Source organism: Nonomuraea sp. NPDC059023, assembly GCF_042740095.1.
GTDB lineage: Bacteria > Actinomycetota > Actinomycetes > Streptosporangiales > Streptosporangiaceae > Nonomuraea.
On the sequence record NZ_JBHYIO010000015.1, the window covers coordinates 119865 to 134636 of the forward strand.

General features: G+C 73.8%; 3 protein-coding genes. All 3 read right to left on the reverse strand.

The window, feature by feature from the left end; translation table 11 throughout:
- Positions 1-15: 15 nt before the first annotated feature.
- The 3 genes from ACFWYW_RS25560 to ACFWYW_RS25570 are packed head-to-tail and all read right to left on the reverse strand — an operon-like array spanning position 16 to position 14768.
- Positions 16-858, reverse strand: coding sequence for a 3-hydroxyacyl-CoA dehydrogenase family protein (locus tag ACFWYW_RS25560; protein ID WP_379611824.1), 843 nt, complete (start codon positions 856-858; stop codon positions 16-18).
- A 13-nt stretch (positions 859-871) separates the two neighbouring features.
- The gene (locus ACFWYW_RS25565; protein WP_379611825.1) at positions 872-10030 is read right to left on the reverse strand and encodes an SDR family NAD(P)-dependent oxidoreductase; all 9159 of its coding nucleotides are present in this window, start codon (positions 10028-10030) and stop codon (positions 872-874) included.
- Positions 10023-14768 (reverse strand): SDR family NAD(P)-dependent oxidoreductase, encoded by a 4746-nt coding sequence (locus tag ACFWYW_RS25570; RefSeq protein ID WP_379611826.1) that lies wholly within the window; start codon positions 14766-14768, stop codon positions 10023-10025. The genes ACFWYW_RS25565 and ACFWYW_RS25570 overlap by 8 nt, the downstream gene beginning before the upstream one ends.
- Positions 14769-14772: the final 4 nt, after the last annotated feature.

Sequence of the window (14772 nt, forward strand, 5' to 3'; positions counted from 1 at the left end):
GGTGGTGAACCCTTCTCAGTTGTAGGTGTAGAAACCGCGGCCGGACTTGCGGCCGTGCAGCCCGGCGTCCGTCATCTGCTTGAGCAGGGGGCACGGCCGGTACTTGCTGTCCGCGTAGTGCTCGTAGAGCACCTCGACGGAGTAGAGGATGGTGTCGACGCCGATCAGGTCGGCGGTCTCCAGCGGGCCCATCGGGTGGCCGAAGCAGCTGCGGAAGACCTCGTCGACGGACTCGGCGGTGGCGACGCCCTCGTGGACCAGGTACGCCGCCTCGTTGACGGTGAGCATGAGCACCCGGTTGGAGACGAACCCGCAGGCGTCCTTGACGTCGATGGCCTTCTTGCCCATGGCCTTGAGCAGGTCGCGCGTACGCTCGACGGTCTCGGTGGAGGTGTGGAAGCCGGGGATCAGCTCGCACGCGGGCTTGGCCGGCACCGGGTTCATGAAGTGGACCCCGACGACCTTGTCGGGACGCCGGGTGATCGAGGCCATCTTGGTGATCGGGATCGCCGAGGTGTTGACCACGAAGACCGTGTCGGGCCCGCAGACCTCGTCGAGCTCCTCGTGGACGGCCCGCTTGACCTCCCAGTTCTCGGTGACGTTCTCGATGACGACCTCGGCCTTGGCCGCGCCGCCGACACCCACCGACGTGGTGATCCTGGACAGGATCTCGTCGGCGTCCAGCGCCGGTCCGCCCATGAGCCGGCTCATCCGCGCGTTGCGCGAGATGGTTTCGAGCGCCTCCTTGAGAATCTGCTCGTCCTTGTCGACCAGGACCACGTCGTGCCCGGTCTGCGCGAGGTTCTGGGCGACGCCGACGCCCATGACGCCTGCGCCGATTACGCCGATCAAAGCCATGACATTCCCTTCGTTACCGGCCACGCCTGCGGGCGGCCGAGGCTTCGAGTCCTGATCTGCGGAGCTGGGCGCGCACCTGGCTGCCGCCTTCGGTGCCGCCGTCGGTCTGCGCCTCTCCCGAGGCCATCGCCTCCACGGTCTGGGCCAGCGCGGCCACCGTGGGCGCCTCGTAGAGGATGTGCGGCGGCAGTTCGGCCAGCTCGAACGCGCGGCGGACCGCGGCCACGATGGTGACGCCGAGCAGCGAGTTGCCGCCGAGTTCGAAGAAGTTGTCCAGGACGCCGACCCGCTCCAGCTTGAGCAGGTCGCACCAGATCCCGGCGATCTTCTCCTCCGCGGGGCCGGTGGGCTCCTGGTAGGAGGTGACCAGTTCGGGACGGGGGTGACGCTCGCCGCTCGCCTCGGCGGCGGTGACCGCCTCCAGGGTGAACATCGAGCTGCCCTCGACCAGCGTCGGGAAGTCCTGGGTGGAGACCACGACGCGGGGCTCGCCGCTGGACAGCACCCGCAGCAGCGAGCGCCAGCCGTCCTCGAACCCGATGCCGATGCGCACCCGGTTCTTGCGGAAGAAGTCCTGGAGCCCCTCGTCGTAGCCGGCCAGGCCGGCCTCCCAGGCGTTCCAGGTCCACTCGCCCCAGTCGACCGACACCACGCGGGTGCGGGAGGCGGCCGGCCGGTGGGCGCAGGCGTCGAGGTAGGCGTTGGCGGCGCAGTAGTCCACCTGGCCGGGGCCGCCGCCGGTGGCGGAGGTGATCGAGGAGAACAGGACGAGGAAGTCCAGCTCGGCCTCGTCCGGCTCGCCCAGGCGCAGCGCCTCGGCCAGCGCCCGCATCCCGGCGATCTTGGGCGCCATGACCTCGTCGAGCTCTTCCGGCCGCTTGAACTGCATGAGCCCCATGCCGGGCACGCCCGCCGCGTGCAGCACGCCGTGCAGCGTGCCGAACCGCTCGCGGGCCCGCCCGACCGCGCGGGCGACGTCGTCCGCGCTCGCCACGTCGCCGACGACCACCTCGACCTCGCCGCCGGCCGCCTCGATCGCCAGCACCCGCTCGACGCGGTGGCGGATCGTCTCGCCGGCCTGCTCGGCGCCGCCCAGGATCGCGGCCCAGCGGGAGCGCTCCGGCAGGCCGTTCCTGGCCAGCAGCACCAGCTTGGCCTGCGACTCCTTGGCCAGCTGCTCGGCCAGGCCGAGCGCGATGCCGCCCAGGCCGCCGGTGATCAGGTAGACGCCGCCGTCGCGCAGCGGCTCGGCCTCCGGCAGCGGCATGCGGTCGTAGCCGGGCACCCAGCGTCTGCCGCGCCGCAGTGCCACCGTCCTGGCGGACTGCTCGCGCAGCAGCTCGGCCACCAGGTCGGCGGGGCCGTCCTGCTCGGCGTCGATGAAGCGGGTGCGGACGTTCGGGTACTCCAGCGGGATCACCAGGCTCGGGCCAATCAGCTGCGCGCTGTCCGGGTTCGTGACGTCCTCGCCGAGTACCTGCTGGGTGCCGGTGACCGCCACGTCCAGCGACCAGCCGTCCACGCCCGACTCGCCCGCCGCCCTGGCCAGCGCGACCAGCGTGTGGGGGCCCTGCGCCGTCGCGTCCAAGCCCCAGAGGTGGACGACCCGGTCGAGGGGACGGCCCGCGCCACGCAGGTCTCTGAGCAGGGCCGCGGTGTCGGCCACGTTGCCGGGCCTGATCGTGTAGCCGTCCGGGGAGGTGGTGTAGGCGTCGCCGGGCCGTACGACGGAGATGGGCTTGTCCGTGGTACGGCGGAGCTCGGCCAGCACGCGCTCGGCCAGCCCGTCGCGGGAGTAGACCAGCCAGGTGGCGGGCTCGGCCCTCGGCGAGGCGGTGACCTGACGCCAGACGGGCTGGTAGAGCCACTGGTCCTCGGGCAGCTTGCCCAGGCTCGTGATCGCGTCGAACAGCGAGCCCTCGGCGATCGCGTCCTCGACCGTCCTCTTCCTGCCCTTGCTCGCGGGCGGGTCGATCCAGTAGCGCAGCCGCTGGAACGGGTAGGTGGGCAGCGGCACGCGGCCGGGCAGCCCCGCGGGGTCGGCGCCCTCGACGCGGCCGTGGTAGGCGTCCCAGTCGAGGGTGGCGCCGCCCAGCCAGAGGCGGGCCAGGCAGCCGGCGAACACCTCGTCGTCGGGCCGGTTGTCCCCGGCGGCGGGCAGTACGTGGGAGATGAGCGGCCAGCGCTGCGGCGGGCAGCCCGCGCCGCGCACCAGCGCGCCGAGCGACTGGCCCGGCCCGATCTCCACGATCGCCAGCTCCGGGTCGGCCAGCAGGCTTTCGAGCCCGGCGGCGAAGCGCACGGTCTCGCACATGTGCCTGGCCCAGTAGCCGGGGTCGCGCACCTCGTCGCCGGCCACCTCGCCGGTCAGGTTCGACACGTACGGCAGCGCCGGGGCGTTGAGCCGGACGTTCTTCTTCACCCAGTCGGTGAGCTCGGCCGCGATCGGCTCCAGCATCCTGGAGTGGAAGGCGTGCGTGGTCTGCAGCGGCCGGCACGGCACCTCGGCCGCCCGCAGCCGCTCGGCCAGGGCGTCCACCGCCTCGCCCGGCCCGGCGACGACCGTCACCTGCGGCCCGTTGACGGCGGCCACGTCCAGCCCGTCGAGCGGGAAGCGGCGGCGCAGGCCGTCCTCGGGCATGGAGATCGCGAGCATGGAGCCGCCGGGCAGTCCGGCGATGAGCCGGGCCCGGTGGGCGACCAGCTTGAGCGCGTCCTCCAGGGACAGGACTCCGGCCAGGGTGGCGGCCACGTACTCGCCGAGGCTGTAGCCGAGCATGATCCGCGGCTGGAGGCCCCAGTCCATGAGCGTGCGGGCCAGCGCGTACTCGACGGCGAACAGCGCGGGCTGGACCACCTCCGTGCGCTCCAGCCGGGCGGCGCGCTCGTCGGAGTCGCCGCCCCGGCCCAGCAGCGCGGCCAGGCCGGGGGCGCCGCCGCGCTCGCCGGTCAGCAGGTCCGCCAGGTCCGTCAGGTCCAGCTCCCGCAGCCGCTCAAGGCAGGTGTCGAGGTGGGCCTTGAAGACCGGCTCGTGCGCGTAGAGCCCGGCGGCCAGGCCCGGGTACTGCTCGCCGACGCCGCCCAGCAGGAACGCGACCTGCCGTCCCTGCACGGTGTCGACCCGGTTCAGGACCCCGGTGCCGGTCAGTTCCTCTGCGGCTTCCCCGACGGTGGCGGCGACCAGGGCCCGGCGGTGCTCGAACGTCTTGCGTCCCACCTGAAGGGTGTACGCGACGTCGGCGAGCCGGGCCCCGGTCGCCTCTCTCAGGTGCTCGCCGAGGCGTTGGCACGCCTGGTCCGCCGCCGTGGCATTGCGCGCGGACAGCGGGAGCACCTGGTACCTGCGCGGGGACTCGGGGGCGGTGTCCCTAGCAGGCGCCTGTTCGACGACGAGGTGCACGTTCGTGCCGCCCATGCCGAGCGAGTTGAGGCCGGCGATGCGCGGGCGGCCGTCGCGGGTGCGCCACTCGGCCAGCTCGGTGTTGACGTAGAACGGGCTGTCGTCGAAGTCGATCTCGGGGTTGGGGCTGGTGTAGTGCAGGCTCGGCGGGATCAGGCCGCTGTCCAGCGCGAGCGCCGTCTTGATCAGGCCGCTGGCGCCGGCCGCGCGGTCGAGGTGGCCGACGTTGGTCTTCACCGAGCCGATGGGGCAGTACTTCTTGTCGCTGGTCCGGCCGAAGGCCCGGGTCAGCGCGGCCACCTCGATCGGGTCGCCGAGCTCGGTCGCGGTGCCGTGGGCCTCGATGTAGCTGATGTCGTCGCCGCTCACGCCGGCGTCGGCCATCGCGTCGGCGATGACCCTGGCCTGGCCGACCACGCTGGGCGCGGTGTAGCCGACCTTGAGCGCGCCGTCGTTGTTCATGGCCGCGCCGCGGATGACCGCCCAGACGTGGTCGCCGTCGCGGATCGCGTCCGGCAGCCGCTTCAGCAGTACGGCCGCCGCCCCGTCGCCGAACATGCTGCCCCGCGCCTGCGCGTCGAACGTGCGCACGTGCCCGTCGGGCGACTCCTGCCCGCCCGGCCCGAACTTGTGTCCCACCCGGTCCGGCACCCGGATCGAGACGCCGCCGGCCAGCGCCAGCTCGCACTCGCCCGCCCGCAGGCTCTGCACCGCCATGTGCGCGGCCACCAGCGAGGTGGAGCAGAACGTCTGCACCGCCACGCTCGGCCCGTACAGGTCGAACAGGTAGGACACGACCGTGGTCAGGGCGTCCTTGTCGTTGCCCATGATGACTTCGAAGTCGCTGAAGTCGTCGCTGTCGGCGCCGAGCAGGTGGTCGCTCATGCGCAGCAGGTAGGTGCTGATGTTGGCGCCGCCGAACACGCCGACCCGGCCCCGGTTCTCGGGGGCGGCGTACCCGCCCTGCTCCAGGGCCTCCCAGCAGACCTCCAGGAAGGCCCGCTGCTGCGGGTCGGTGATCGCGGCCATGCGCGGGCTCATCCCGAAGAAGGCCGCGTCGAACTCGGCCACCTCGTCCAGCACCGGGCGCGCCGGCACGTAGGCCGGGTCGCGCACCAGCTCGGGGTCCACGCCCGCGGCCACCAGCTCCTCCTCGGAGAAGAACGTGATGGACTCGACGCCGTCGCGCAGGTTGCGCCAGAAGGCGCCGACGTCGGAGGCGCCGGGGAAGCGCCCGGCCATGCCGACGATGGCGATCCGCCGGTCGTCGTCGTCCTCGCTGGGCTTCGCCCGCTCGACGACCCTCGCGTTCGCGGGCGCGGCGGGCAGGGCCGCGCCGCGCTCGTCGAGGATCGCCGCCAGCCGGTTCACCGTCGGCGCCTCGAACAGCATCACCGTCGGTACGGCCACGCCGAACCGCTCCTTCACCAGCCGGAGCATCTGCAGCGCGACCAGCGAGTTGCCGCCCAGGTCGAAGAAGTTGTCCCGGGTGCCGACCGGCTCGACGCCCAGCACCTCGGACCAGAGCTCGGCCAGGCCGCGCTCGGCGTCCGTGAGCGGCGGGCTGTACGGCTGCGGCAGCTCAGGCCGGGGAAACCGGTCCCCCTTGGCCGTCACCGGCGTGCTCGCGGCGGCGCGCGGCAGCCGGTCGTCCAGCCCGCCCGCCGCCACCACCAGGCCCGGCGCGGGCGCGGCCAGCAGCCGGTCGAAGGCGGCCATGCCCTCTTCGGTGCTCATCGAGTGCGCCACCATCGCGGCGCCGAGCCCGCCGCCCAGGCGCTCCAGCGAGACCGCCCAGGTGTCCCAGCCCGCCGCCACCCACGTGGTCGGGGTACGGCGGGCGTGGACGCGGTGGGCCAGCGCGGTCAGGGCGGCGTTGGCGGCGGCGTAGCTGCCGAACGTGATGCCGCCGAGGATCGAGGAGGTGGAGGAGAACAGCACGCAGAACGCCGGCGGCCGCTCCATCTCGTCGAAGACCCGCTCCAGGACCTTGGCGCCGGCCACCTTGGCGGAGAAGTGCCTGTCCACGGCGGTCTCGTCCAGGTCGCGCAGGGAGACGAAGGTGTCGGGGTTGCTCTCGGCGGCCAGGTGGATCACGCCGTCCACGCCGTCGAGGGCGGCGCGCATGGCGTCCGGGTCGGTGACGTCCACGGCGGGGGTCAGCACCTCGACGCCGCGCGCCCTGAGCCGCTCCACCGCCGCGTGGCGCGGGTCGGCGGCCTGCCCGTTGGGGCTGCGCAGGCCGTTGCGGCTGGTCAGGACGAGACGGCCGGCTCCGGCGCCGGCCAGGTGATCGGCCAGCAGGAGACCCACCGGGCCCAGGCCGCCGGTGACCAGATAGGCACCACCCTTCTTGACGCCCTCGCGCGCGCCGGTGCCCTGTTGGGTGTCGCCGGGCCTGTTGCTCACTCGGGTGTCGGCGGGGCGTACCGGCTCGAAGTCGCGCAGGAGGCGGCGGCCGTCGCGGTAGGCGGCCAGGACCTCGCCCTGCGGCGCGGCGAGTTCGGCGGCCAGCAGCGCGGCGGCCTCCCCGGCGGCCAGGCCGGGCGGCAGGTCGACGGCGCGGCAGTCGAGGTTCAGGTACTCCTGGTTGGCCACCAGCGGCAGCGTCGCCACGGCCGCCTGGGCGGGCGACGGGCTCTCGCCGGGAAGCACGGCCTGGCCGCCGGAGGTGACCACGATGATCCGGGTGTTGTCGCCGCTCTCGGCCCAGGCGTCCAGGAGCGCGGACACGGGCAGCAGGGCCTCCCGGCCGTCGCCGCCGTCGTCGGTGTGGTCGAGCATGCGCAGGTCGACAACCACGTCGGCCGATCCGGGTCCGGCGTCGATCCCTCCGCCGACGGATCCGGGACCGGCGGCCGATCCGGGGCCGGCGGCGATCTCGACGTCGGTGCCCGTGGCGCGCAGTACCCCGGCCAGGGCCTCGGCCACGCCGCCGCGGTCGGCGACCAGCACGGCCCGGCCGACCGGCGCGGACGCCCCGGCGGTCTCCGCGGCGGTCCACTTCGCGGCCATCACCCGCACGTGCGGTTCCGGCGCGGCGGCCGGTGCCGGGATGTCGATCGGCGCGGCGGCCGTCGCCGTGGCGGCGGGCGCGTCCACCCAGTAGCGGGTGCGCTGGAACGGGTACGGCGGCAGCGACACCTTGGCCACAGGCCGGTCCTGCTGGTAGCCGGCCCAGTCCACCGGCACCCCGGCCAGCCACAGCCTGCCGACCGCCTCGGCGAGCACCTTCCCGGCGGGCCGCTGGTCGCTCTCGGCGGGCAGCGCCTGCACGATGAGCGGCCACCGGTCGCGCGGGCAGTCGCGGTGCCCGCGGACCATCGCGCCCAGCGACGGCCCGGGGCCGATCTCCAGCAGCGCCGCCTCGCCATGCCCGAGCAGCGTGCCGATGACCTTGTCGAACTGCACGGGCGCGCACATGTGCTCGGCCCAGTAGCCGGGGTCGGTCACCTGCTCGGCGGTGGCGAGGGCGCCGGTCACGTTGGAGACGTAGGGGACGCGGGGCGGGTTGAGCGTGATGGTGGCGGCGATCCACGCGGTGAGCTCGCCGCGGATCGGCTCCATCATGCGCGAGTGGAAGGCGTGGGTGGTGGCCAGCGGGCGGCACGGGATCGACTCGGCCTCCAGCAGCGCCCGCACGGCCGCCAGGCCCTCCGGCTCGCCGGAGATCACGGTCAGCTCGGGACCGCTGACGGCGGCCACGTCCACGCCGGGGACGGCGGCGATGCGCGCCCGCACCTCGGCCTCGGCCAGTGGGACGGCGCTCATGCCGCCGGCGGGCAGCTGGTTGATCAGCTTGGCCCGGTGGGCGACCAGCGCGAGCGCGTCGTCCAGCGAGAGGACCCCGGCCAGGGTCGCGGCCACGTACTCGCCGAGGCTGTAGCCGGCCAGGATCGACGGCTCGACGCCCCAGGAGCGCACCAGCCGCGCCAAGGCGTACTCCACCGCGAACAACGCGGGCTGGAGCAGGTCGGTCGAGGTGGCGTCCGAGGCCTCGGCGCGGCCCAGCATCCTGGCCAGCGCGCCCGCCTCGCCCGTCACGCGGGGTCGGAGCATGGCGGCCAGCGGGTCGGCGCCGTCCATGAGCCCGCGCAGCGCCGTACGGCACCGGTCGAGCGTCTGGGCGAAGACCGGCTCGGTCTCGTAGAGGTCGGCGGCCATGCCCGCGTACTGCTCGCCGGTGCCGGCCAGCAGGAAGGCCACGGGCCGGTCGTCACGGGTGTCGGAGCGGGTGAGCACGGCCGGCTCGCGCAGCCCGGCCACGGCCTCGGCCGCGTCGCCCGCGACCAGGATCCTGCGGTGCCCGAACAACTGGCGGCCCGACTGCAGCGTGTGCGCCACGTCGGCCAGCCGTACGCCGTCCTCGGCCTCCAGGTGGGCGGCCAGCCGGTCCGTCATCGCGTCCGCCGCCTCGGCGGTGCGCGCCGACCAGACCAGCAGCTCGGCCCTCGGCTCCGTCTCCGGCCTCGGGACCGGCGGCGCCTCCTCCAGGACCACGTGGGCGTTCGTGCCGCCGATGCCGAAGGCGCTGACCCCCGCCCTCCTGGTACGGCCCGCCGCCCGCGGCCAGGAGCGCAGCTCGGTGACGACCTCGATCTCGGCGTCGCCGCTGCTGAGCTGCTGGTTGGGCGTGACCAGGTTGAGCGTGGGCGGGATCTCGTCGTTGCGCAGCGCCAGCGCCGCCTTGATGAGGCTGGTCACCCCTGCCGCCCGGTCGAGGTGGCCCAGGTTCGTCTTCACGGAGCCGACGAGCAGCGACTCGCCGCGGAAGACCTGCTGGATCGCGGCGAGCTCGGCGGCGTCGCCGAGTGCGGTGCCGGTGCCGTGCGCCTCCACGTAGTCGATGTCGGAGGGCGCCAGGTCGGCGGCGGCCAGCGCCTCGGCCATGACCGAGGCCTGTCCCTGCACGCCGGGCGCGGTGAAGCCGACCTTCTTGCCGCCGTCGTTGTTGACCGCCCAGCCGCGGATGACCGCGTAGATCTGGTCGCCGGCGTCGAGCGCGTCCTCAAGGCGGCGCAGCACGATCACGCCGACGCCACTGCCGAGCGGGCTGCCGAGTCCCGCCGCGTCGAAGGCGCGGCACTCGCCGTCGGGTGGGGCGATCCCGCCGGGCTGGTAGATGTAGCCGACCCGGTGGGGAACGTTGACGGCGACGCCGCCGGCCAGCGCCATGTCGCATTCGAACCCGGCCAGGCTCGTGGCCGCCGCGCAGATCGCGACCAGCGAGGTCGAACAGTAGCTCTGCACGCCGTAGCTGGGTCCGGTCAGGCCCAGCGTGTGCGCGACGCGGGTGGTCAGCGAGTCCTTGTCGTTGGCCAGGCCGAGCGCCAGATGGCCCATGACCTCGCCGATGCCGCCGGGCAGCAGGTTGTTCTGCATGTAGGAGCTGTGGGCGCAGCCGCCGAAGACGCCGATGGAGCCGTCGAAGCGGGTCGGGTCGCAGCCCGCGTCCTCCAGCGCCGCCCAGCTGTGCTCCATGAACAACCGGTGCTGCGGGTCGAGGATCTGGGCCTCCTTGGCGCCCAGCCCGAAGAACGAGGCGTCGAACAGGTCGATGCCCTCGATAACCGGGTTGGCCTTCACGTAACTCGGGTCCTGGAGCTGCTCCTCGGTGACACCCTCGGCGCGCAGTTCCTCGTCGGTGAAGCGGGTGATCCCCGATCTGCCCGCCCTGATGGCGGACCACAACTCGGCGACGCCGGGCGCGCCCGGGAACCTCCCGGACATCCCGACGATCGCGATGTCGGTGCCGGCGCTCTCGTCACTCACGGTTCTTGTCCCTTCCGGTGCTGGGCCTTCCGCTTGCGGACCGGGCGCGGCGCCGCCGCTGACCCCTCGCCGAGCTGCTGGTCAGTACTTCCTGCGTGGCCGACTCGCCGCCGTCGACGGCCGCGGCGAACGCGGCCACGGTCGGGTGCTCGAACAGCACGGCCGGGGCGATCGGGACGCCGAGCTCCTTCTCGATGGCGAGCACCATGGCCATCCCGACCAGGGAGTTGCCGCCGAGGTCGAAGAACGGGTCGTGCACGCCCACCTGGTCGATGCCGAGGTAGGCGCCCCACATCTCGGCGATCAGCGTCTCCCGCTCGTTACGCGGCCGCGCGTAGTCGGTGCGCAGCTGCGGGCGGGGGAAGCGCTCGCCGCGCGGGACCGCGGAGGCGGCGCCGATGAGGTTGTCGATGTCGAGCATCGCCGTCCACTCCCTGACCACCTCCCCGAGCGGCTGCCTGGCGGCCAGGACGTAGCCGTGGCCGCCCTGGATGATCGTGTCGAGGAGCTCGTTGCCGGCCTCCTCGGCGAAGCCGTACCTCTCGCGGTAGGCGCGCACCCGCTCGGCCAGGCCGCCGGTGCCCTTGAAGTTCTCGGCCTGCCAGTCGTCGTGCAGCCAGGGGCCCCAGGAGATGGAGACGACCCTGGTGGAAGGGGCGGTGGCGGCCAGCGCCTCGCCGTAGGCGTCGAGGACGCTGTTGGCCGCGCAGTAGTCGCCCTCGCCGATGCCGCCGAACGCGGTGACCGCCGAGGAGTACAGGACGAGCAGCTCCGGCCGCTGGTGTTCCGGGGTCCGCGCGCTGACCAGTTCGGCCAGCGGGCCCATGGCCAGGACCTTGGGCGCGAGCACCGCGCGGGCCTCGGCGACGGTCCTGCGCTGCATCAGCCCCCCGGCGGGCAGACCGGCCGAGTGGATCACGCCGTGCAGGGCGCCGTAGTGGCCGCGCACGTCCGCGATGGCCCGCCCGAACCGCTCCGCGTTCCCGGTGTCCGCGGCCACCAGCAGCACCTGCGCACCTGCCGCCTCCAGCGCCGCGACGTCCTGGAGCGTGCGCTCCGCCCGGCTGCCGGGCTCCGGCGTCGCCTCCCTGTCGAGTGGGGTACGGCTCAGCAGCGCCAGCTTCCTGACCCCGCTCCGCACCAGATGCCTGGCCAGCCCCATCCCCAGCCCCCGGGTGCCACCCGTGATCAGGTAGACCCCGTCGGCCCGCCAAGGAGAGCCCTCGCCGGGGGGCGCGGACGGCACTTCTGACCAGGCGCGGAGCCAGCGGTGGGTGCGGCGCCAGGCGGCCAGGGCGTCGCTGCCGCCGACCTCGGCGATCAGTTCTGCGGCCAGTTGCCCGGCCACCAGTTGCCCGGCCTCCGGCGCGTCGGCCGGGGCGTCGGGGTCGAGGTCGACGCCGGTCCAGCTCAGGTCCTTGAACTCGTGCTGTACCGCCCGCCCGAACCCGTGTGCCATGGCCTGCTGGGGCGCGAGCGCGTCCCCGCCGAGGACCTCGGTGGCGCCCCGGGTGACGGTGAGCAGCCGGGAGCCGGGGACGACGTTCATGGCCTGGGTGGCCAGCAGCAGGCTGTCGAAGCCGTGGCCGATGGCCGCCACCAGGTCGGTACGGTCGGACAGCAGGCTCCACAGGTGCGCCACGTGCACGGGACCGCCGGGCAGGTCGCCGAAGACCTCGCCGTAGTGGGCCGGATCAGCGGGGTCGATGGTCAGGCGGCGGCCTTCACGGTGGAGGCCTGTGCCGGGGAGGACTTCGATGACCGTGGTGCCGCCGGCTTCGGCCAGGTCGGCGAGAGCCGTACCGGCGAGGCCGTCGGAGAAGATCACGAGCGGGCCGGGCAGGGAGAGGAAGGCCGGGAGGGCGGGGCGTGCGGCGGCCCGCTGCCACGCGGGCACGAACCGGAAGTCGGCCGGGTCGCTCGAACCGGCGGGGGCGGCGGCCCTGATGACGGTGGCGGGGGCGACGTCCTGGCCCGGCTCGGGCCAGAAGCGGGTGCGCTGGAACGGGTAGCCCGGCAGGGTGGTCACGCCCGCGCCGGACGGGCCGGTCAGGTCCCAGCGGATCGTGGCGCCCAGCTCCCACAGCCGGCCCGCGCTCTCCAGCAGCTCGGTCCTGGCGTCGCGGCGCTCGCCGGTCGTCCACAGCGCGGGCAGCGTGCCGAGGACGGCGGCGGGCCCCGCGCCGGCGAGGTTCTGGCGGACCAGCCCGCCGAGTGTCTGCCCGGCGCCCAGCTCGATGAAGACGTCGATGTCGTGGTCCACGCAGTGGCGTACCCCGTCGGCGAAGCGGACCGGGCTGACGAGCTGGTCGGCCCAGTAGGTGGCGCTGACGGCCTGTTCGGGGGTGAGGGCGGCGCCGGTGAGGTTCGCGACGATCGTGGTGGCCGGCGGCTTTCGCGGCACGGTCTCCAGCAGGGCCAGCAGCTTGTCGCGGGCCGGCTGCAGCAGCGAGCTGTGGAAGGCGTGCGCCGAGCGCATCGGCCGGCAGGCCAGCCCGGCGGCCATCAGGACGGCGGTGGCCTGTTCGATCTGGGCGGGCAGGCCGCTCAGGACCGTCATCGACGGGCCGTTGAGCGCGGCCACGTCGACCTCCAGGTCGGGCAGCGCCTCGCGGATGCTCTCCTCCGAGGCGGCCACGGCGACCATGCGGCCCGCGGGGACCGCGTTGATCAGGTGGGCCCGCTCGATCACCACGTGCAGGGCGTCCTCAAGGGTGAAGACGCCGGCCAGGCACGCGGCCACGTACTCGCCGAGGCTGTAACCGATGAGCATGTCGGGGGTGACGCCCCAGTGCGCGAGCAGCTTGGCCAGCGCGTACTCGACGGTGAACTGGAAGGGGTGGGCGATCGGGGCGTGGTCGAGCGGGTCGTCGGCGCGCTCTCCGGTGTCGCGGCCGAGCAGCGCGGCCAGGTCGTCCTGCCTCGGGGCGGCCTCGGCCTCGAAGAAGGGGCGCAGGTCCAGGTCGGCGTGCGCCAGCACCTGTGCGACGCACTCGTCCACAGCCTGTGCGTAGACGGGCTCGCTCGCGTACAGCTCCTTGCCCAGACCGGCGTACTGGTCGCCGACGCCGGGGAGCAGGAAGGCGATCCTCGGGTTGTCCTTGGCCCGGGAGATCGCGGGGGCCTCCGCCAGGGAACGCAGGCGGGTGACGGCCTCGCGCAGGTCCGCCACGACCAGCAGGCGGCGGTGGTCCAGGTGGGCCCGGCCGCTCTGCAGCGTGCGGGCCACGTCGGCGGCGCGCAGATCCGGCTGCCCGGCCAGGTGAAGCGCCAGCCGTCCCGCCTGCTCGCGCAGCGCCGTCTCGCCGCCCGCCGAGACGGGGAGGGCGTGGACGGGGGCGACGACCGGCGACGCCGCGACCTCAGGGGCCGCTTCCAGGACCACGTGGGCGTTCGAGCCCGACAGTCCGAACGAGCTGACGCCCGCCAGCCTCGGCGCCAGCTCCAGCACCTCGTTGACCGGCTGCACGGTGCCGTCCCCGGGGATGGCCGTCGCGGGACGGTCCAGGTTGAGGTTGGGCGGCACCAGGCCGTTCTCCAGCACGAGCACGGTCTTGATCAGCCCGGCGACCCCGGCGGCGGCCTGCGTGTGGCCGATGTTGGTCTTGATGGCGCCCACCCGCAGCGGCCGCTCGGCCGGGCGCTCGCCGAACACGTCGTGCAGGGCCGACAGCTCGATCGCGTCGCCGAGCTGGGTGCCCGAGCCGTGCGCCTCCACGTAGTCGACCTCGTCGGCGCGGACGCGGGCGGCGGCGTGCGCGCGGGTGATCACGTCGACCTGGGCGCTCCTGCTGGGCGCGGTGAGCCCGTTGCTGCGCCCGTCCTGGTTGACCGCCGAGCCCTTGATGACCGCCCGGATACGCCGCCCGTTGGCCAGCGCCTTCGACAGCGGCTCCAGCACCACCAGGCCGCCGCCCTCGCCCATGACGTAGCCGTCGGCGCCCTCGTCGAAGGTCTTGCACCGGCCGTCGGAGCACATCATCATGCCCGCGCACGCCTGGATGAACATCGACGGGTGCAGCGTGAGCGAACATCCCGCGGCCAAAGCCAGGTCGCACTCGCCCCTGCGCAGGCTCTCGACGGCCAGGTGCACGGCGATCAGCGAGGAGGAGCAGGCGGTGTCCACGCTCATCGTGGGGCCGGTCAGGTCGAGCTGATAGGCGATACGGCCGGCCGCCACGCTGGAGATGGCGCCCTGGCCCAGGTACGGGTCGGCGACCGCGTCCCGGCCCTGGAGCTCCATCTGGAGCCGGCCGTACTGGAGGGTGTCCATGTAGCCGACCATCACGCCGGTCCTGCTGCCGGCCATCCGGTCGGGGGCCAGGCCCGCGTTCTCCAAGCCTTCCCACGCCAGCTCCAGCAGCAACCGCTGCTGCGGGTCCATGCGCAGCGCCTCGCGCGGCGAGATGCCGAAGAACTCCGCGTCCCAGCCGGTCACGTCGTCGAGGAAGCAGCCGTAGCGCGTGTACATGCCGCCCGGCTTCTGCGGGTCGGGGTCGTAGTAGTCGTCGATGTCCCAGCGCGCGGGCGGCACCTCGCCGACGGCGCTCCTGCCTTCGCGCAGCAGTTCCCACAGGCCCTCGATCGTGTCGCCGCCGCCGGGGTAGCGGCAGGCCATGCCGACGACGGCGATGGGCTCGTGGCGGCGGTCCTCGGCCTCGGTGAGGTTCCGGCGCGCTTGGGCCAGTTCGACGGTCACACGCTTGAGGTAGGCGCGCAGCTTTTCCTCGGTCCCCATCGGG

What these genes read in the sequence shown, in the direction of transcription:
- ACFWYW_RS25560 (WP_379611824.1), bottom strand. Translation starts at nt 858, where the DNA reads ATGGCTTTGATCGGCGTAATCGGCGCAGGCGTCATGGGCGTCGGCGTC.
- ACFWYW_RS25570 (WP_379611826.1), bottom strand. Translation starts at nt 14,768, where the DNA reads ATGGGGACCGAGGAAAAGCTGCGCGCCTACCTCAAGCGTGTGACCGTC.